General features: G+C 51.2%; 20 protein-coding genes. 9 read left to right on the forward strand and 11 right to left on the reverse strand.

Annotated elements, in window-relative coordinates; genetic code table 11:
- Positions 1–20: 20 nt before the first annotated feature.
- From J2I46_RS22335 to nusB, 5 genes are all read right to left on the reverse strand, one after another.
- On the reverse strand, positions 21–743 hold the full coding sequence (locus tag J2I46_RS22335; protein WP_207331281.1) for a YbbR-like domain-containing protein: 723 nt from the start codon (positions 741–743) through the stop codon (positions 21–23).
- Between the two features lie 15 nt (positions 744–758).
- Positions 759–1,076 (reverse strand): preprotein translocase subunit YajC, encoded by a 318-nt coding sequence (gene yajC / locus J2I46_RS22340; protein ID WP_207331282.1) that lies wholly within the window; start codon positions 1,074–1,076, stop codon positions 759–761.
- A 65-nt stretch (positions 1,077–1,141) separates the two neighbouring features.
- Entirely contained in the window at positions 1,142–1,615 is a 474-nt protein-coding gene (locus J2I46_RS22345) for a DUF1573 domain-containing protein (RefSeq protein WP_207331283.1), read from the reverse strand.
- Positions 1,616–1,627: 12 nt separating this feature from the next.
- Positions 1,628–1,930 carry a YtxH domain-containing protein gene (locus J2I46_RS22350; RefSeq protein WP_207331284.1) on the reverse strand — a complete coding sequence of 101 codons (303 nt, stop codon included), beginning with the start codon at positions 1,928–1,930 and terminating at the stop codon, positions 1,628–1,630.
- 79 nt (positions 1,931–2,009) lie between these two features.
- The gene (nusB, locus tag J2I46_RS22355) at positions 2,010–3,218 is read right to left on the reverse strand and encodes a transcription antitermination factor NusB (RefSeq protein WP_207331285.1); all 1,209 of its coding nucleotides are present in this window, start codon (positions 3,216–3,218) and stop codon (positions 2,010–2,012) included.
- Positions 3,219–3,535: 317 nt separating this feature from the next.
- Here nusB and J2I46_RS22360 point away from each other — a divergent pair, with 317 nt between their 5' ends.
- Positions 3,536–5,317, forward strand: a complete 1,782-nt coding sequence (locus J2I46_RS22360; protein WP_207331430.1) for an ABC transporter ATP-binding protein — start codon at positions 3,536–3,538, stop codon at positions 5,315–5,317.
- Between the two features lie 46 nt (positions 5,318–5,363).
- Here J2I46_RS22360 and J2I46_RS22365 read toward each other — a convergent pair whose 3' ends face one another.
- A complete protein-coding gene (locus J2I46_RS22365; protein ID WP_207331286.1) occupies positions 5,364–5,858 on the reverse strand; it encodes an ankyrin repeat domain-containing protein in 495 nt (164 codons plus the stop codon).
- A gap of 258 nt (positions 5,859–6,116) precedes the next feature.
- A complete protein-coding gene (gene radA, locus J2I46_RS22370; RefSeq protein ID WP_207331287.1) occupies positions 6,117–7,493 on the reverse strand; it encodes a DNA repair protein RadA in 1,377 nt (458 codons plus the stop codon).
- Positions 7,494–7,758: 265 nt separating this feature from the next.
- Between radA and J2I46_RS22375 the strand changes: the two genes are divergently transcribed.
- Complete coding sequence (locus J2I46_RS22375) at positions 7,759–8,430, forward strand: outer membrane beta-barrel protein (protein WP_207331431.1); 672 nt, start codon at positions 7,759–7,761, stop codon at positions 8,428–8,430.
- A gap of 74 nt (positions 8,431–8,504) precedes the next feature.
- Here the strand turns inward: J2I46_RS22375 and J2I46_RS22380 are convergent, their stop codons facing one another.
- Together J2I46_RS22380 and J2I46_RS22385 are read right to left on the reverse strand one after the other, a co-directional pair.
- Positions 8,505–8,918, reverse strand: coding sequence for a LytR/AlgR family response regulator transcription factor (locus tag J2I46_RS22380; RefSeq protein WP_207331288.1), 414 nt, complete (start codon positions 8,916–8,918; stop codon positions 8,505–8,507).
- A gap of 312 nt (positions 8,919–9,230) precedes the next feature.
- Entirely contained in the window at positions 9,231–9,662 is a 432-nt protein-coding gene (locus J2I46_RS22385) for a LytR/AlgR family response regulator transcription factor (protein WP_207331289.1), read from the reverse strand.
- A gap of 181 nt (positions 9,663–9,843) precedes the next feature.
- On the opposite strand from J2I46_RS22385, the gene guaA reads away from it, so the two are divergent.
- The 6 genes from guaA to J2I46_RS22415 all read left to right on the forward strand — a co-directional run bounded on the left by guaA (position 9,844) and on the right by J2I46_RS22415 (position 17,338).
- On the forward strand, positions 9,844–11,376 hold the full coding sequence (gene guaA, locus J2I46_RS22390; protein WP_207331290.1) for a glutamine-hydrolyzing GMP synthase: 1,533 nt from the start codon (positions 9,844–9,846) through the stop codon (positions 11,374–11,376).
- Between the two features lie 108 nt (positions 11,377–11,484).
- A complete protein-coding gene (locus J2I46_RS22395; protein WP_207331291.1) occupies positions 11,485–11,940 on the forward strand; it encodes a nuclear transport factor 2 family protein in 456 nt (151 codons plus the stop codon).
- A gap of 154 nt (positions 11,941–12,094) precedes the next feature.
- Positions 12,095–14,365, forward strand: coding sequence for an NADP-dependent malic enzyme (locus tag J2I46_RS22400; protein WP_207331292.1), 2,271 nt, complete (start codon positions 12,095–12,097; stop codon positions 14,363–14,365).
- A gap of 193 nt (positions 14,366–14,558) precedes the next feature.
- Entirely contained in the window at positions 14,559–15,539 is a 981-nt protein-coding gene (trpS, locus tag J2I46_RS22405) for a tryptophan--tRNA ligase (RefSeq protein ID WP_207331293.1), read from the forward strand.
- A gap of 16 nt (positions 15,540–15,555) precedes the next feature.
- Positions 15,556–16,332 carry a deoxyribose-phosphate aldolase gene (gene deoC, locus J2I46_RS22410; protein ID WP_207331294.1) on the forward strand — a complete coding sequence of 259 codons (777 nt, stop codon included), beginning with the start codon at positions 15,556–15,558 and terminating at the stop codon, positions 16,330–16,332.
- A 94-nt stretch (positions 16,333–16,426) separates the two neighbouring features.
- On the forward strand, positions 16,427–17,338 hold the full coding sequence (locus J2I46_RS22415) for a sugar phosphate isomerase/epimerase family protein (RefSeq protein WP_207331295.1): 912 nt from the start codon (positions 16,427–16,429) through the stop codon (positions 17,336–17,338).
- A gap of 245 nt (positions 17,339–17,583) precedes the next feature.
- On the opposite strand, the gene J2I46_RS22420 is transcribed toward J2I46_RS22415, so the two are convergent.
- Both J2I46_RS22420 and J2I46_RS22425 read right to left on the reverse strand, forming a co-directional pair.
- The gene (locus tag J2I46_RS22420; protein ID WP_207331296.1) at positions 17,584–18,570 is read right to left on the reverse strand and encodes a M48 family metallopeptidase; all 987 of its coding nucleotides are present in this window, start codon (positions 18,568–18,570) and stop codon (positions 17,584–17,586) included.
- 146 nt (positions 18,571–18,716) lie between these two features.
- Positions 18,717–19,415, reverse strand: a complete 699-nt coding sequence (locus J2I46_RS22425) for a hypothetical protein (RefSeq protein WP_207331297.1) — start codon at positions 19,413–19,415, stop codon at positions 18,717–18,719.
- A gap of 80 nt (positions 19,416–19,495) precedes the next feature.
- On the opposite strand from J2I46_RS22425, the gene J2I46_RS22430 reads away from it, so the two are divergent.
- Positions 19,496–20,068 carry a DUF5034 domain-containing protein gene (locus J2I46_RS22430; protein ID WP_207331298.1) on the forward strand — a complete coding sequence of 191 codons (573 nt, stop codon included), beginning with the start codon at positions 19,496–19,498 and terminating at the stop codon, positions 20,066–20,068.
- The last annotated feature ends 5 nt before the right edge of the window (positions 20,069–20,073 follow it).

The raw sequence follows: 20,073 nt of genomic DNA on the forward strand, positions 1-20,073 counted from the left end.
GTAAGCGGTCATTTCAGCCATCAACGATTTCCTGATTTAGTAGCTGCTGGAAGCGGTGACAGCAGTTCGCCTACTTCAAAACTGACAAATACCTTCTCGGCACTTCGTTGCACCAGCGGGTGTTTGTAAGCGTTGAGCGGCAGTTCTTCGTCGTAATTTGCCGCAATCCGCCGGCCCGGAATTTTGACGAGCATGGTGTCACTGAACCCTTTCAATAACCGGGCGGGTCCCTGAACCGTAATCGTAGAAGGTGTAAGGTTAATTACGCTCGACACTACAAAGGGAGGTAGCATATCGATGTGGGTGCTGTCGGGAATCAGGCGGATCGTTTTTGTGATCCGGTGATCGAAGCTCATCTCCAGCGTGTCGGCTACCACATAGTTCACTTTCAGGCTCTTCACCTGATCAGAGAGGGCGGCTGTCATGGCCGAGGTGTTGATAATCGAAGCCCTCAGCGGGTTATTGACTTCATAGTTGACTGGCTCAGTGCGAAACGGTAACCACGATAGCCGAAGCAGGTCCCAACCATCGCCCGACACATTCACCCGAACGGTTCTTGGTAAAGCCGTTGTTGGAATAAACTCCGACTCATTAAATTGAAAGTGAACCGGATATTCCACGTTCAATGAATAGCCCTCTTTGTTCAGGGCGTTCATGATCCAGAATAAGCCTGCTCCGATAAAGCAGAACAACCATTTCCCCGGATGAAACGGTTGTTTGGGTACGTTTGCCTCAGTGTTCATAAACGAACAGGTAGCTTAGGCCTTTTCTGTTTCCGGCTTCACGGTTGCTTCGCGAGAGATAGCCGATTTCTCGAAGGTGAGCTTCGTGCCTCGGTCGACCTCAAGCGTGACGGTCGTTGCATCGACCGACGCAATTTTGCCATGCAGGCCGCCAATCGTTACAACCGAATCGCCTTTCTTCATGCTACTGACGAAGTTTTTCTGGTCTTTCGCTTTTTTCTGCTGCGGCCGAATCATGAAGAAATACATGACTGCCAGAACGCCACCCCACAGAGCAAACGTGAATATACTCTGAGGAAGCTGGCTGGTGGCTTGTGCCAATACTGTGTGCATTGTTTTAGGGAAGAAAAACCCGTTACTACCCGGATGGGCGGCAACGGGCCGGTGGAATGATACGCTTAATTAGCTGTTTTGGCCGATTCAGGTTTGGGGTTTACCATGACCTTGAATTCGATATCCGTTGTAGAAGGCTCAGTGTTGGCATAAACTGTTACCGTTTTATGCTGCTCACCCTGTTTGCCCCGGCTGTTGAACCGGACCTTAACGCCCGATTCTTCTCCCGGTGCAACCGGCTCACGGGGCCATTCGGGGGTTGTGCACCCACAGGAAGCCGTGATGTTATTGATTACCAGTGGCAACTCCCCTTTGTTAACAAACTTATACAGGTATTCAACGGTGTCGCCCTCGGTCAGTTGCCCGAAATCATGAATCCCTTTCTCAAGAAATTCGATCCTGGCTGCTTTACCCGAAATGGCGTTCTGTTCGCCAACCGGCTGCCCATTACCATCGCGCCGATTACTGCAGCTACTCTGCCCCAGCAGGCCAATCAGTACTGCTGCCAGCAGGCCAATCCAACTGAATGAATGTGTCATGGTTTTTGCCGCTTACGCGCCCTGCTGTTTGATTTGAGCCATTAACCGGTCAACATCTTCCAGAAGACGCTCCGCTTTCTCGCGGGCGTCGTTCACCACACGCTGTCCTTCCGATTTCTGGAAGTTCTCGGGCAACTCTGCTGAATGCATCAACTCGTTTAGCAATTGCTCCAACTGCTCCCGGTATTTCGATAGCCGGTATGACAGCCGGTCGCGGGTAACTTCTCCTTTTTCGGGGGCATATAAAAGACCCAGAATGGTTCCTGTGGCAATTCCTGTCAGGAAAAACGCCAAATCACGTCCTGATCTGCTCATTACGTTAGTCGTTGGTTGTCAGTACGTAGCGCAGGTACGTTGGCCGAATGAACGGTTTTCTGCGGCTGCACTACCTTTCTTATTTGTTATCGATCAAACCACGGCCACTCTTACGAAGTGTGCCATCGGCGGTTAATTTGGCCGACAAGTTATCTAAAATTCCGTTGACAAAGGTACCGCTTTTGGGTGTGCTGTATGCCTTTGCCATGTCGATGTATTCGTTAATTGTTACTTTAACGGGAATACCCGGAAAGGTAAGCATTTCGCAGACAGCCAGTTTCATGATAATAAGATCCAGTATAGCCACCCGATCAACCTCCCAGTTTTTTAACTGGTCGCCAAGGAGTTGTTCATACTGTCCATCATTCGTCATGGCGTTGGTGAAGAGTTCGTTCAAAAACTGCTCATCAGCTTCCCAATCGTCGGTCAGTTTTTCCAGGGTCAGGCCAGACATTGCCTGCGTTGATTTCAGAGTACGGATGGCCATACCCCGAACAACTTCGCTGTTTTCGGCCCAGGCCAGATCAATCTCCGACAGATAATCCCGAATCACCAATCGTTTCGTAGCGGCATCAAGTTCAGCCTGCTGCTGCGGGGTACGTTCCGCGTTCGGATCAAATTTGGGATCTCTGGCGAATACCAGTTGCCGAAGTAAATGCTGAACCAGTTGCTGGTCTTCATCGGGCGTGTGATCGTGCTTGAGACAGTACGCAATAACGATGTCGTCGGTTTTCAATACCTCCCGGTACGTTTTCCGGACAAACGCCAGATCGTCGGCCCAGGTAATGCCCCGGCGCACCAGTTCGGTCTGCAGCGGTTGATGGCTAGCCAATGCCCGAATTACCACATTCTGGCTTAGATCCGATTCGTAGATGAACGGCGTAGCGTCCGGGTCAGGAAACATGCGTTCGCTGTCAAGGCGAGACATATGGCCATACTCGACCAGTAGTTGCAGAATGCGGAGGTAATCGCTGTAGATATCTTTTACCGCTTCGAGCAAACGGCCCGCCAGAAACTGCTGGTCTTTCCGGTAACGGTTCTGGTAATACACCAGGGCCGAATTGGCGGCATCGAGAACGGATTTGGGTGCATCATCGTCCTGAGCGGACTGACCTGCTTTCAGCGCATCTTCGAAAAGAAGTGCTGCCAGTTTCCGGTAGCCTTCAAGTTGCCGCCTGTTCTGCGGCTTCATTGAATTCAGGTCGGGTTGAAATTGGTCGCTGATGCCGTCGAGGGCGAGTTGCTTATTGGACTGAATGGCCTGCCGGAGCGCATATAGCGTCTGCATGACCTTAATACGGAGTAATCGCCTGCTTAACATAGAGCCGCCTAAATCCTTCTGAAACTACCGGGATGAAAAAGAACTGTCGTGAAATCGGGTGCAAAAGTACAGCTTTTTAGCCAGAAATCAAGGTGTTTGCTCAAGACAGATCCTGACGAAAAGACTTCCCGACAGGATCATCAGGCTCATCGGTATTGCATAGGCAGAACGAAAATTCTGTAAATCCAGCCAGAAAACCTTTTTCATTACCGACCCTGCTCCGAACCCATAGGGGCAGTTTGTGCGTTGGAAAACAGAACGTACCTGAATCAGTTGTGGAGACCATTCGTGCCCTTGCGCATCTCAATAAATACCTTGCCCGTTATAAGTGGTACCTGATTTGGGGTATCGTTTTTACGTTTATCTCGAACCTGTTTGGCATCTTTCCCGCACAGTTGGTCCGGTATGCGCTGGATCTGGTTCGTGAAACGCTCGACATCTATTACCTCTACGCCGGTACGTCTCTCCAGCCCGAACTCTACGATATTTTCGCATTTACGATCACGCTCTATGGCCTTTTGATTCTGGCGCTGGCCTTACTGAAAGGTTTTTTCCTGTTCCTGGTTCGACAAACGCTGATCGTAATGTCGCGCCATATTGAGTATGATCTGAAAAACGACATTTACGATCAGTACCAAACCCTGCCCCTCGCTTTCTACCGACAGCACAATACCGGCGACCTGATGGCGCGTATTTCCGAAGACGTTGGTAAGGTACGGATGTACGTTGGTCCCAGCATCATGTACGGTATGAACCTGCTGGTGCTCTTCGTGCTCGTAATCGGCTACATGGTCAGTATCAATGTTCGCCTGACCATCTATGTCTTGCTGCCGCTGCCCATTCTGTCAATTGGTATTTATCTGGTTGAAAGTATCGTGATCAAACGGTCGGAGGAGATTCAGCGGGCGCTGTCGCAGATGAGTACCTACGTGCAGGAAGCGTTTTCGGGCATTCGGGTACTAAAAGCCTTTGTTCAGGAAAATAACTCGGTGAAAAATTTTGAAGGAGAAGCCAACAAATACCAGGAAAAATCGCTCCGGCTTACGCTGGTCGATGCGCTCTGGCAACCCATGTCTGTGCTGCTTATCGGGCTTAGTAACGTACTCGTCGTGTATGTGGGCGGGCAGGAAGTACTGGCCGGGCGCCTAACGGCCGGCAACATCACTGAGTTCATTCTATACGTCAACATGCTCACGTGGCCGGTTATGGCTCTTGGCTGGACAACCAGCCAGACGCAGCGGGCAGCAGCTTCGCAACAACGGATCAACGAGTTCATGGCCATTAAAACGACACTGGTTTCGACGAAGAATATGGCGCGTGAAATAACCGGCCGGCTTACCTTCGACCGTGTCCGCTTCGTGTACCCCGATACCGGTATTGTGGCGTTGAAAGACTTTTCGATGGACGTGCAGGCGGGCGAATCGGTGGCTATTCTGGGCACGACAGGATCGGGAAAAAGTACGCTGGCTAACCTGATGATGCGGATGTACGATGCCTCTTCGGGCGAAATCCGTATCGACAACGTACCCATCCGCGACTATGATCTTGGTCATTTGCGGGGGCAGATGGGGTACGTTCCGCAGGACGTGTTCCTGTTCTCAGATACAATTAGTAACAACGTTCGGTTTGGTAAACCAGACATGCCGCAGGAACGAGTGCTCCGGGCTGTAGCCGATGCCGATCTAACAGACAACATAACGGCGTTTCCGGAAGGCTTCAAAACGCGGATCGGCGAACGGGGTATCACCCTTTCCGGCGGACAGAAGCAACGACTCAGTATTGCCCGCGCCATTGCCCGCGACCCTAAAATATTGATCCTCGACGACTGTCTTTCGGCCGTAGATACTAACACGGAAAACATTATCCTGAATAACCTGCGCCGCATCATGGCCGACCGAACATCGGTGATCATTTCGCACCGGGTATCGTCAGCCAAACTGGCCGACAAAATCATTGTGCTCGACGATGGTGAAATTAAAGAGCAGGGCACCCACGAACACCTGATGGCGCTCGGCGGCATTTACCGTGAGCTGTACGACAAACAGTTACAGACAGAGGAGGCCTAACCAGCATAGCACGCTTCAAGGTAGTGGGCTATGCTGGCAAGAGAGGCTATGCTCCCATTTCGTCAAGCAAAGCCAGGGCTTCCTGATTACCTTGCTGAATGGCCAGGTCGTAGGCCGTAAGCCCGCGACTATCCCGAATGGTCGTATCGGCACCAGCTTCCAGAAGAAGCTGCACCAGGCTATTGCGACCAAACAACGTGGCAAACATCAGAGCCGTACCACCGTTGCCATTCTGGATATTCAGATCAGCGCCGTGTTCAATCAACATTCGGGCAATATCAGGGTAGCCTTTAAAACTAACGCCCATTAGGGCCGTGTTGCCCGTAACATCCTGCACGTTCACATCAGCGTTGGCAGCCAGCAACACGTTTGCCGCTTCCTGCTGTCCATCGTAGGTGGCAATAATTAACGGTGTAAAGCCCTTGCCATTTTGTGTATTGACATCGATACCCTCGCCGATCAGTTCCGTTAAATAAGGTATATCGCCACGGCGGGCGGCATCGAACAGAAGGTCTTCAGGGCGGTTTGCGGAAAAACTCATATCTATAAAGTTAAAAAGTCGTCTGAATGTGTTGATCGGCAGCTAGCAGACCAGTTGCATTCGTCGATAGATGACAAGGAATAGGTACGTATTGTTTTGAACACCGGCCAATCACTGGATTGCCGACTAAATTGGTACTTGTGCAGCGATCTTTCCAGAGTTTCAGTCAGCCTGCGTCAGTTCATTTACGCGGCACCATACTCACCAAAACAATTGATTATCAACACGATACAACCAGAATAACTACCTCTACTGCATCTAGGTCAACACTCCCTGAAATACTTCGTCTAATTTGGCGACGGCCCGAATACCAATGCTGAACTGACTGGCATCGAGGCCCTTCAGATTATATTTCGACACGTAAATCTGTTTGAAACCTAGCCGCTGCGCTTCAGCAATACGGGCTTCTATCCGCCCCACGGCCCGTACCTCACCACCCAGGCCAACCTCTGCCGCGAATGCTACCGTCGTTGGAATTGAGATGTCCTCGTAGCTCGACACGATGGCAGCACAGACAGCCAGATCAATAGCGGGATCCTCTACGCGCAGACCACCCGCTACATTCAGAAAAACATCCTGCTGGCCAAGCCGAAACCCACCCCGTTTTTCCAGTACAGCCAGCAGCATCTGCAATCGCTTACTATCGTAACCGGTGCTGCTTCGCTGAGGCGTGCCGTAGGTACTTACGCCAACCAGCGCCTGAATTTCAATCATCAATGGGCGATTACCTTCCATCATGGAGCCGATAGCCACACCGCTCAGCGCTTCATCGCGCTGCGAAATCAGGATTTCCGATGGGTTCGATACCTGCCGGAGACCCGTTCCCTGCATTTCGTAGATACCCAGTTCAGACGTGCTCCCAAACCGGTTCTTAGTAGTACGCAATATCCGGTATGTTGTGTGTCGATCACCCTCAAAGGTCAGCACGGTATCAACCATATGTTCCAGTACTTTGGGTCCGGCCAGCGACCCCTCTTTGGTAATGTGGCCGATCATGAATACCGGTACGCCCGACTCCTTAGCGTATTTCATGAACTCGGCGGTGCACTCACGTACCTGCGATACACTCCCCGCCCCTGCTTCTACCAGCGACGAATGCATGGTCTGAATCGAATCGACGATCAGTACCTCCGGCTCAAAATGCTCAACCACCCGAAATATGTTCTGGGTTGAGGTTTCGGTCATGATATGGCAGTCGCTGGTAGGGGGCTCCAGCCGTTCGGCCCGCATCTTAATCTGCTGCTCACTTTCCTCGCCCGAGACATAGAGCACGCGCATATCGGTCAGGCCAAGGGCAATCTGTAGCAACAGCGTCGATTTGCCAATGCCCGGTTCGCCACCAATCAGGACCAGCGAACCCGGAACAATACCGCCGCCCAGTACCCGGTTCAACTCACCATCGGCGGTCAGCGTACGGGGTTGCTCTTCGTAATTGATGGCGTGAATGGCTTTCGGTTTCGCTGCAATCTTGGCTGGCCCCGATGTGACGCGCCAGCTTCCTTTATCAGGTTCGTCTTTCTGGACAACTTCTTCAACAATGGTATTCCATTCGCCACAGGATGGACAACGGCCTAACCACTTTGGCGACTGATGACCACACGCTTGACAGAAATACGAGGTTTTTATTTTCGCCACGGGGGTGTTAAGTGAACAGGATTCGAAAACAAATTAACAATTTTTAGCAGGTACATTAAACGGTCAGGCCAGTCGTTAATCAAAGGTGTAACAACACGCAATCATCGGCCTAATGGTGGTTCATGAACACCCCTGGAACGATCATTGATACCTATGCTTTTGCTATAAAAAGAACGCCGTTGGCTCAGAAATAGTTGGTTTTTGACTACTTCCGAGCTGTTTTCTCGTTAATCCCCTATATCCAATGATGAACACTATCGCTTCCATGAAGAACATTCTGTTTGGCCTAGCCATCGCCGTTTTACCCTCGCTCACCTATGCCCAGGGTTTTCAGATCGGCATTAAAGGAGGAGTAAACCTCTCAAAACTAACCTTTGGTCCGTTTGTTAACGCCGGTACTAACTCAAATGGCTCACCTAACGTCGACGTCAATGGTCAGACGCTGCGCAATAGCATTTCAGATAGCTTCCAAAGCAAGACTGGTACGTCTTTTGGTGTTTACACCCGCTTCGGAAAAAACCTGTTTATTCAGCCAGAGCTGATGTACACCACCCTGGAAGGTCAGTTCGATGTGGTGCGTAATGGCGTTACCGAAAACGTGACGATCAAAAACACCAGCTTCGACGTGCCTGTACTCTTAGGCTTGAAAGGAGGCCCACTGCGGTTTATGGTTGGCCCAATGGCCTCGTTCCGGATTGATAACAACGCCGGATTAAGCGATGCCCTGAAACAGTATACGTCGAGCTCATTGAACGACGCCTGGTCGAAAGCGTATTACAGTTACCAGATTGGTGGTGGTATTGATTTGGGTAGCCTTGGTCTGGATGTTCGCTATCAGGGAAATTTATCTGATGTGGCTCAGGTAAATACAAGCGGTGGCAGCTTCAGCCAACGCGCAAAGTCATGGCAGATAACGCTCGCCTACAAAATCTTCTAGCATAAACATCCGGTTGCAAAAAAGCCCGCTCTCGACAACCGAGAGCGGGCTTTTTCATTGAACAAAGCGTAGCTTTAATTAAGGTACTCCTGGTACTGGTTCATGATCTGGGTGATTTCCCGCATGCGGCGGCGCGAAATAGTTACCTCCCGGTTGTCAGCCATCCGGATGATCCGGTCGCGGGCAAATACACCATGTTGCACGTAGGCCAGATTGATAATATTTGATTTATGAATACGAATGAAGATCGAACTATCGAGTGTTTTCTCAAACTCTTTCAACGTTTTCGACACCAGGTATTTGCGCCGGTCACGGGTATGTATAAACGTATAGTTACCTTCTCCTTCCAGGCAAACGATATCATCCACCGATACCATTACGGTTCGATTCAGGTACGGAAGCGCAATTCGATTCGCGTTGCGGGTGTACGAAGCAGGATAATGAGGCGTTACTGCTGGCGTTGGCGGGGTAATGAATTTGGCTTCCATAAGTGTCTGGGTGTTTTAGAAGGAATTGGGAGATAGCTTGTTTGACTATTCAAAACTACAGGTAGCCTACCGCTTCCTAAAAAGCTCCCCAGAATCAGATGCACGTTGAATTAACCTAAATTATTGACTATCAAATACTTAATTAAATATGTGCGCGTTTTATTGCGTGTATCCCCTCTGCCAATCACGTATTTCTACGTACTCTTTATCTAACGGTAGTACGATTGTCATTACGCAAAAAACCGGGTCAATGTAGTTTAAACTACGTTGACCCGGCTGTAGAGTAAAGTCGTTGGGAAGTGTAGGTGGCAATTAATTCACTAACGAAGGGCTAAAGTCGCGGATACGATCGATGAACATTTGTGCACGGCGACGAGAGATTTTTACTTGCTGACCGTCGGCCAGTTCAAGTTCGCCTTCTTTTTTAACGAAGAATTTACGTACGAAGCTCAGGTTCACGATGCACGACTTATGAACGCGCACGAACGCCTGTCCGTCAAGTAACGTTTCATACTCTTTCAATGTCCGTGAAACCAGCATTTTAGTGCCATCTTTCAGGTAGAAATTCGTGTAGTTGCCTGAACCTTCAAGCCGAACAATTTCATCGACAGATACAGTACGCTTACGGTCGAAGAAAGGGATTAGCAATTTTTGGTTGTTGTTCGATGGGGTATTTTTTTCCACACTTTTGGGGAATGGCATCGACAGGGCATCAAAGAAAGATTCAGACGTCATGATTTTCATAATGGTTTGAGTGAAACGTTAGACTAAGGGTCCTGATACTGGTAATCAGGTGATTAGGCAGCTCATTTTCGGTAGCAAAGCGTGGAAAATGAGTTGCCCTACGTCTATCTAAGAGTCAATAATCAGGCCTGTTTCGGCTAGAGGGGCAATTTGGTGTAGCTTTGTGCTTTAGAAACTAACGATGGCCACCGAACAGATTCTGATTATCGATTTTGGTTCACAGTTCACTCAACTGATTGCCCGACGGGTACGTGAACTGAATGTGTACTGCGAAATTCATCCGTACAACAACCTTCCCTCTATCTCGCCCGACGTTAAAGGAGTGATCCTGTCGGGGAGTCCCTGCTCTGTTCGCGACAGCGACGCACCCAATGTTCACCTGGCGGCGTTCCGGCATAAGCTACCCCTGCTTGGCGTCTGCTATGGTGCCCAGCTGCTGGCCCAAAGCAGCGGTGGCGAGGTACAGCCTTCCTCTATTCGGGAGTATGGCCGGGCCCGCCTGGGCACCGTCGATACAGCCAGCGAACTGATGAAAGGATTTGATCAGCATTCACAGGTGTGGATGTCGCATGGAGACACGATCACCCAGATACCGGATCACTTTGACGTGATCGCCTCCACGGAAACGGTCCGCGTTGCGGCTTTCCAGGTACGTGGTGAGCAAACCTACGGTATCCAGTTCCACCCCGAAGTAACGCACTCGCTTCAGGGAAAACAGCTGCTTCACAACTTCGTTGTCGACATCTGTGGCTGTTCGCAAAACTGGACTGCCGACTCGTTCGTCGATACGACTGTGGCGGATCTGAAAGCCAAACTTGGCGACGACAAGGTGGTGCTCGGCCTGTCGGGCGGCGTTGATTCGTCGGTAGCAGCCATGCTCATTCACCGGGCAATCGGGCCAAACCTCTACTGCATCTTCGTTGATAATGGACTACTGCGTAAAGATGAATTCCAGAGCGTACTGGATAGTTATAAAACCTTGGGCCTCAATGTAAAAGGTGTTGACGCACAGGAGCAGTTCTACAGTGCACTCACAGGCCTGACCGACCCCGAAGCCAAACGTAAAGCCATTGGCAAAACGTTTATCGACGTTTTCGATCAGGAATCACACCGGATCGAAGATGTGAGCTGGCTGGGGCAGGGCACGATTTACCCCGACGTGATCGAGTCCGTGTCCGTGAAGGGTCCGTCGGCAACGATCAAGTCGCACCACAACGTAGGCGGACTGCCCGACTTTATGAAGCTGAAGGTAGTGGAGCCACTGAATACGCTGTTCAAAGACGAGGTACGTGCCGTAGGGCGGTCGATGGGCTTACCCGAGTTTATTCTGGGCCGTCACCCGTTCCCCGGACCTGGTCTGGCCATCCGTATCCTGGGTGATATCACCCCCGAAAAAGTAGCGATCCTACAGGAAGTAGATGCCCTGTTTATCAACGGCCTGAAGCGTGAAGGGCTGTATGACCAGGTGTGGCAGGCCGGTGCGATGCTCCTGCCCATCCAGAGCGTGGGCGTGATGGGCGATGAACGTACCTACGAGCGCGTTGTGGCGCTTCGTGCTGTAACCAGCGTTGATGGCATGACAGCCGACTGGGCGCATCTCCCCTACTCGTTCCTGGCCGATATTTCCAACGAGATCATCAACAAAGTAAAAGGCGTAAACCGCGTCGTGTACGATATTTCCTCGAAGCCACCCGCTACGATCGAGTGGGAATAACGAATCTCAACTGAGTTGTTAAGGTCCAATGTCTATAACTGACTTACCCTGAATCGGTAAGAGTAATCAGTTTCAGGCTTTGGACCTTAACCATTTCAGCCCTATTCTATGTATCGTCTGCTACTCGTATTCTGCCTGCTGACAACGACTTTTTGCCTGGCCCAATCGCCTCAGCACAAGCTGCTCAGATCGCTCGACCGCCAGCGTTTTGATGCCCTGGTTCAAAAAGACACCCTCGCCCTGGGCCAACTGCTGGCGAACGATCTCCTCTATACGCACTCAAGCGGAGCAGTAGAAACAAAGCGGGAATTCATCCACAGTATTGCCGTTGGTCGCTGGAATTACCAGTCGATCGATACCGATAGCGTGACCGTTCGGTTCTACGGGCCGGTGGCCATTCTTACTGGTCGCGCCCGGGTAACGTTGCTGATAGCCGATAAACCAACGCCAGTTACTATGATGTATACCGACGTCTGGCACAACACAGCAAAGCCCAAAAGAAGGCGCACTATAGCCAAATGGCAACTTGTTTCATGGGCAGCCGCCCGGCTACCTACCACGTAGTGAACAGACAGGTTGAGCGAAAAAACAGCTCACATCGATCAATTTTACGTTGGAAGTTGCTTAGTATTCCTGTAGGCAAGCCAACCGCAGTTTTGTAGCTTAGCGGCCCCATTTAAGCCGGACAATCCAGTGGATTCCGGCTGTCAAAATCCATATGCAACAGAAAATCAGGCGCGAAGACGCCCTTGACTACCACGCCAACGGCCGGCCCGGTAAACTGGAAGTCATTCCCACCAAACCGTATAGTACCCAACGCGACTTAACGCTGGCCTATTCGCCGGGCGTTGCCGAACCTTGTCTGGCCATTGCCGACAACGTGGAAGACGTGTATAAATACACCGCGAAAGGCAATCTGGTCGCGGTGATCTCGAACGGTACCGCCGTACTTGGTTTAGGCGATATCGGCCCCGAAGCAGGCAAGCCTGTCATGGAAGGGAAAGGCCTACTGTTTAAAATTTACGCCGACATCGACGTATTCGATCTGGAGTTGAATACCAATGATGTCGACGAGTTTGTGCGTACCGTAAAGATTCTGGAGCCCACCTTTGGCGGGGTCAACCTCGAAGACATCAAGGCTCCCGAGTGCTTTGAAATTGAAGAACGGCTGCGGAAAGAACTGAATATTCCGATCATGCACGACGATCAGCATGGCACCGCGATCATCTCCGGCGCGGCGCTGCTCAACGCACTTGAACTCGTTGGTAAATCAATCGGTGACGTGAAAATCGTGGTTAATGGCGCGGGAGCCTCAGCCATTTCATGCACGAAACATTACGTGGCCCTGGGCGCCAACATCGACAATATCGTAATGTGCGATTCGAAAGGCCCTATCCGCACTGACCGGAGTGACCTCGACGTCCGGAAAGCCATGTTTGCCACCAGTCGCGACCTCACAACGCTCGACGCTGCGTTTGTTGGGGCCGACGTGTTTGTGGGTTTGTCGAAAGGGAATGTCGTTAGCCAGGCCATGGTGCAAAGCATGGCCGATAACCCGATCGTGTTTGCGATGGCGAACCCAACGCCGGAGATCAGCTACGAAGAGGCGATGGCCGCCCGCCCTGACCTGATCATGGCAACGGGCCGGTCTGATTACCCAAACCAGGTGAACAACGTGCTGGGTTTCCCCTACATTTTCCGGGGAGCGCTCGATGTCCGGGCTACCGAGATCAACGAAGCCATGAAGCTGGCCGCCACGCTGGCCCTGGCCGAACTGGCCAAGAAACCCGTGCCCGATCTGGTGAATATGGCCTACAGCACCGATAACCTGATGTTCAGCCGTACCTATATTATCCCGAAACCGGTTGATCCACGCTTGCTGGTAACTGTAGCCCCTGCCGTAGCCAGGGCAGCGATGGATTCGGGTGTAGCCAAGCACCCAATCACCGACTGGGAGGCCTACCAACATCAGTTAGCCCACCGTCTGGGCCAGGATAACAGTATTTCACGGGTAATTCTGAACAAGGCCAAGAGCAACCCTAAGCGAGTGGTGTTTGCCGACGCCGAGAACCTGAAAGTACTGAAAGCCGCCCAGCAGGTACGTGACGAGGGCATAGCACACCCAATTCTACTGGGCGAAACGGCCATGATCCGGCAGATGATCGAGCAGAACAGCCTTGACCTGGGCGACACGCCGATTTTCGATCCACGATCACCGGAACAGGAGGCGCTGATCAGTCGCTTCGCTGATGTGTTCTTCCAGAAACGGCAGCGGAAAGGCCTTAACCCACGTGAGGCCCGGAAACTGATGTACTACCGCAACTATTTCGGGGCAATGATGGTCGAAACAGGTGAAGCCGACGCGCTTATCTCTGGCCTGACCCGCAATTACCCCGACACGATCCGGCCTGCGCTGCAAATTATCGGAAAGCAGGACGGCGTGAAAAAGGTAGCCGGCATGTACATCCTGATGACCAAACGTGGCCCGCTGTTTTTCTCCGATACGACGGTCAACTTCAACCCTACGGCTGAAGAGATTGTGGAAATCACGGAATTAACCGCCCGCGCCGTAGAGCAATTCAACATTAAACCGCGCATTGGACTGGTTACCTACTCGAACTTCGGCTCAGCAGAAGGTGACGACGCGCTGAAAATGAGCAAAGCCGTTTCGCTGTTGCAAGCCAAATATCCGGACATGATCGTCGACGGTGAAATTCAGGCGCACCTTGCCTTCGATACCGACTTGCTGAAGCAGAATCATCCGTTCAGCAAATTGATCGATGAGGGAGCGAATACGTTAATCTTCCCGAACCTGTCGGCCAGTAACATTGCGTATAACCTAATGTCGGAAGTAGGCGGTGCCGATGCCATTGGCCCGATTTTGTTAGGCTTACACAAACCAGTTCACGTACTTCAACTAGGCTCGTCAGAACGCGAGATCGTAAACATGGTCGCCATCGCTGTTGTTGAAGCACAAGGAAAAAAATAAGTTGGTACGCGGATTTAAGGAATTTAAACCGATTCATGCAGGTAATGGCACTGCGGTGGCAGACCCTACGCCCCATTTAGATTATATGGATTCAAACAGATAGTCAAAGTGAGGCGGAGCAGATCCATTTAAATCCAATGATCAGCGTCAATCGTTTTAAATCTCATAAAGCCGCGTACCATTAGTCAACATCATGTCTCGAATCTTAACTGGAATCCAGAGTAGCGGGCGTCCGCACCTGGGCAATATACTCGGGGCTATTTTGCCCGCAGTTAATCTATCTCAACAAGTTGGTAATGAATCTTTTCTGTTCATTGCAGACCTTCATTCGCTCACCACGCTGAGGGATGGTAATACCCGCCGTGAATTTGTGCGGGCCATTGCAGCTACCTGGCTGGCCTTTGGCTACGACACTGTTAAGAATACCCTGTGGCGGCAGTCGCGGGTGCCGGAGCATACCGAATTGGCCTGGTATCTGAACTGCTTTACCCCCATGGCGATGCTGGAAAACGCCACCTCATATAAAGATAAACTGGAGAAAATGCCGTCGGCAGCCAACGCCGGGCTGTTTACATACCCTGTGTTGCAAACGGCAGATATCCTGCTGTACGATGCGGAACTGGTGCCCGTTGGAAAAGATCAGCGCCAGCATCTGGAAATGGCCCGCGATATTGCCGGGGCTGTAAACCGGTACTACAATGATGAGGTGTTTGTCATGCCCGAAGCTCGCATTGATTCAAAAATCATGACCATTCCGGGCATCGACGGGGCCAAGATGAGCAAGTCGTATAATAACTACATCGACATGTTTTTGCCAGCCAACGAATTGTATAAGGTCGTCAAAAAGATCCTGTCTGATTCGACCCCGCTGGAAGAACCCAAAAATCCGGATACTGACATCACGTTCCAACTCTACGCATTGCTGGCGAGTGATGAACAGATAGCTACGATGCGGCAGAAATATGAGTCGGGCGGGTACGGCTATGGCCACGCCAAAAAAGAATTGTATGAACTGATCGTTGAGCGGTTCGCCACTGAACGCGAGCGCTTTGCCGAATTGATGGTAGAGGGGAACCCTGAACTGGAAAATGAACTGCGCGCCGGCGAAGAAAAAGCGCGTGCTGTGGCTTCTGCAACCATTTCCCGCGTTCGCCGGGTGATGGGATTCAATTAACCCATTACGACTAACAATGACGCCTAACCCAACCCTGATTCGCGAGCTTGCGAAAATGATCGATCATTCGCTGCTGCACCCAACCCTCACCGATGCAGAGTTACGCGATGGATGCGCCATTGCCCTGCATTATGGGGTGGCCTCGGTGTGCGTAAAGCCTTACGCAGTTCCACTCGCCGCAGAGTTATTGGCTGGTTCTGATGTGCTGGTGGGTACGGTCATCGGCTTTCCGGCGGGTAACTCGACCACGGCGGTGAAAGTAGCAGAAACGTTGCAGGCTTGCCGCGACGGCGCGGTTGAGATCGACATGGTAGTGAATATTGGCAAGGTCCTGGGCGGCGACTATGGGTACGTTCGTGATGAGATAAAAGCCATTCACGAAACCTGCCAGGCACACGGAGCTATTCTGAAAGTGATCTTCGAGAACGATTACCTGCCTGATGATTCATATATTATCAGGCTCTGTGAGATTTGTACGGAAGTAGGCGCCGAGTTCGTCAAAACGTCGACTGGGTACGGATTCGTCAAAGGCGCCGACGGCAAGTACAGCTATGAAGGAGCCACCATTCCTCATCTTCAGGTAATGCTCGACCACGTAGGGCCAAATGTTCGCGTGAAAGCGGCCGGGGGCGTGCGAACCCTTGAGGGCCTCCTTCAGGTGAAAGCAATGGGCGTTTCCCGGCTTGGTGCGTCGGCTACGGCCGTCATTATGGAAGAAGCCTATCGCCGCTTCGGCGATGGTGAAACCAGCCCCGTGCCTGCAACCGGTGGTGGTGAAGTAAACGGCTACTAAGTTCGGTGTCATTCACGATCATTTATTGGTTACGGGCTAGCTACATACGAATGACAAACCACTTAATCAATCTTGATTAAACCCATTTCCTTCAATGTTACACCTCGGTTTTGTTTCGGCGATCCTGGCCGATTACGATCTGAATTCGACGCTAAAATTCGCGTCAACTCATGGATTCAAGTGCGTTGAATTGATGTGCTGGCCCGCTGGCAATGCCGACTCGCGGCGCTATGCAGGCGTAACGCATATCGACGTCGACCACCTGGATGTGGCGTATGTGCAGACGCTTTGTCAGCAGTATGGCGTGTATGTCTCCGGCCTGGGCTATTACCCGAATCCGCTGGATGCCAATGCTGAACAGGCCGAGTTTCATCGCGAACACCTCAAGAAGATCATCCGGGCGGCGGCAAAGCTCAATGTGCCCGTCGTGAATACGTTTATTGGCCGCAACACCGCTCTTAACGTACCTGACAACCTGAAACTGGTGGCACAGCACTGGCCTGAACTAGTGAAGGTTGCAGAGGAAAACAACGTGAAGATCGGGATCGAGAATTGCCCGATGTGGTTCAGCTATGACGAATGGCCGGGCGGTAAAAACATAGCCACGACGCCCGCCATCTGGGACCGGATTTTTGAGATCATCCCTTCCCGAATTCTCGGCCTAAATTATGACCCCAGCCATCTGGTTTGGCAGATGATGGATGAAGTTCGGCCGATCTACGACTACCGTGACCGGCTGCACCACATTCACCTGAAAGACGTTAAACTCTATCGCGATCGGCTCGACCGGGTCGGCATCATGGCCAATCCGCTGGAGTACCATTCGCCTAAACTCCCCGGCCTCGGCGATGTGCGCTGGAACACTTTCTTCGCGGCACTGACCGACGTCCGCTATCGAGGCCCTATCTGCATTGAAGTGGAAGACAAAGCCTATGAGGGGTCACCCGAAGACGTGCAAGCCGCAATCCTGACCGCCCGAAACTATGTACGGCAGTTTCTGGCGTGACTTGATTTTGCCAGTTTATGAAGTTTATCTTTTACTAACTCAGCCGTTTTTTTTGAAAGAAATACGCGTTGCCCTCGATTGGACGCCCGTTCCTCAACTGGCTACATCAGCAGGGTCTGGATACGATTACGCCTAACGCAAACAACCTGTTTATCAGCCATTTACTGTAAATTATTAGCGCAACGCTGGTGAAGGGGCATTGGCACGTTCACCAGCGAAAATATCCGCTGAACGTGGATAGAAGATTAGTCCGATTTCTTACCAAAACCGCCGAACGATTTCAGCCCGGACGTCAACGAACTACCGATGGCCGAAGCGGCTTTCTGCGCCGCGTTGGGTTCTATTGGAGCCGAAGGATCAAGAACGGCATCGGGTAGTATGCCCTGTTTCTGATAATCGCCGCTCAGGATTTTCCGGTAATGATCCGACTCCGACCAGGTTATGATTTCTTTCACTCGCAACACCGTATAAGGGTGCGTTTGCTTCAGCATCGACTGCACCTTGATAAATTTCGCCATCCAGCTGTCATCTACATATTCCTGGAACGTATTCGCCTGACTGACAATAGCTTCCACATTAATCGGGTCGCTAAGCGTTTTGGAATAACCGGCAATTTTGCCCAATGCTTCCGTCACCGCCGAAATATCCTGCGTAGCAAGCAGGGCAGCACGGTCGGCAGAAAATTCGGCGCGGCGGCTCCATTCCAGCAGGGCGAGTTGCACGCTGATGTCGAGGGCCGAATTGAACGGCGGCGGAATTATACCCGTCACCGACCCACCGAAATAACGGATGAAGTACGTGAAGGTGTTGTAAAACATATGGTCGCACTTCACGTGGCCCAGCTCATGGCCTATGATCGCCATCGTTTCGCGCTCAGTGAGGATGTCGAGCAGCCCCGAGTTGATTTTGATCGTGTAGCGATCTATGCCGCTGGCAAATGCATTGATTTCGTCGATGGTTTCAATATACAGATCCGGGATTTTTTTAACATCGAGGGCGGCGGCAGTGCGCAGGTACGCTTTGTAAAGCGTTGGGTACTGTGTTTCGCTCACCTGAATGCACGACGAACTGTTGTAGTAGTGCATCGAGTGCTCTACGCACGAGTTGAGCGTGCCAATTATGGAGCGAAACTTGTCGATACCTTTCAACAGACCGGTGGCGTCACGGTCGAGGGGGTGTTGGAATTCGGAAGCAGCCAGTTCAGGAAGGGCCACCAGATCATCACGAAGCATACGTTGATTGGTTAGTCGGACAATAGTCTATTTACTCTATAAATGTAAGTAGTCACTAATAACCCGTTGTAACCATTCGCTAAAGCTTTCGCAATTCATGCTTCTTTGCCCACATTCGCAAAGCCACCGGTCATCGTAGATGGGTTCTATTTCGCGCTCACCCTAATGCTGCTGTAATAGAGTTTTGTTTCCCCTTCATATCCAGAATCCGTGCCGACAACAAGCCAAAGTTCGCCTTGTTCGTTAGTGTGGGCGGTGAAGGGCGCCTGTTCGTTACTGCGCGTAATGAGGGTGTAGTTTGTCACGCCTTCGCCAACACCAATTGTACCCAGCACTACGGCGTCACGCCCGCCCATCGATTGATTCCCTTTATCGATATTGAGTGCATAAAACCCTTCGGTCAACACTCTCTTCGGCTCAAAAGCAGTTGCCCCGGCTTTTATATACACACTACTTCCGGGCGAGCCACCGATCCCAAATGAATCGGTACCATAGGTAGAAGCCAGTTCTACGTCGAAAACCAACTGGTACGTCCGATTAGGCTGTAGGCCGGTCAACTTTTTGGTCAAATACATGAACACGTCATCACTCCGGTTCATGCTCGACACCATCAGCGACTGTCGATTACCGTTCAGCGGCTGGGGCAAACCTGTTCGGGAATAAGTGAATTGAATATCCCCGGTTTGCTCACTATAGTCAACCAGATTAGCAACCCAGCCGTCGGCACTTTGCTCGAAATTTGACTGATAAAGAACTGGTTGCGCTTCAACTGTATCCTGCTCGCAGGAAGACGTGACTAACAAAATACCTGCAATTGCGGTAGCAAAAAACGAATTCGATTTCATAAATAACGTTGTTGATTTAATATACTGACCCATTTTCACCCGCAATGGTTGGCAGTTTACATTACTAAGATCAACGCGTTATGAAACGGACTATCCTACTCCTGCTCATTTTCATTGGCCCGGTACTTATTACGGGCTTGGTTGGCTGTGAGGTTTGTAATACAGGTCCAACTCGTTTTACGGTTGGCGGATACTACCTTTCGTTACAGAAAGCGGGGGTAAATCCGTCCTTTCCAACTCAGATTGGTAACGTGGCTCCCGGCGATACCGTACTGGCTCGAAATTTGCAAATCCGGCTGTTTGGGGAAGAAGTGTTCGCAGCCTTACTCAGCGGCGGTGGCAGCAACTTATTTGCCTGCGATCCGGCCATTATTCCGTTCGATGTCATTAAACGCCTGTCGATCGTGAGCGATCAGCCATTTAGCACTGATTTACCGGCGGGAACGAATCTCACGTCTGTTCTAACCGTAGAATATGGTGTCAGGGCCGCGGTTGACTATTTTAGTCAGCCCAACGTACCTGCCCAGAATTACGTATTTACGATTCTGAAAGCCCCCGCAACACTGGCTAAACACCGTTTCACTGTTCAGGTTGACCTACGAAATGGCAAAACATTTGCCGATACCACAATGGCCGTTGTTATAAAGCCTTAGCAGGC

Origin of the sequence: Fibrella forsythiae (genome assembly GCF_017353175.1) — a bacterium.
Taxonomy (GTDB): Bacteria; Bacteroidota; Bacteroidia; order Cytophagales; family Spirosomataceae; genus Fibrella; species Fibrella forsythiae.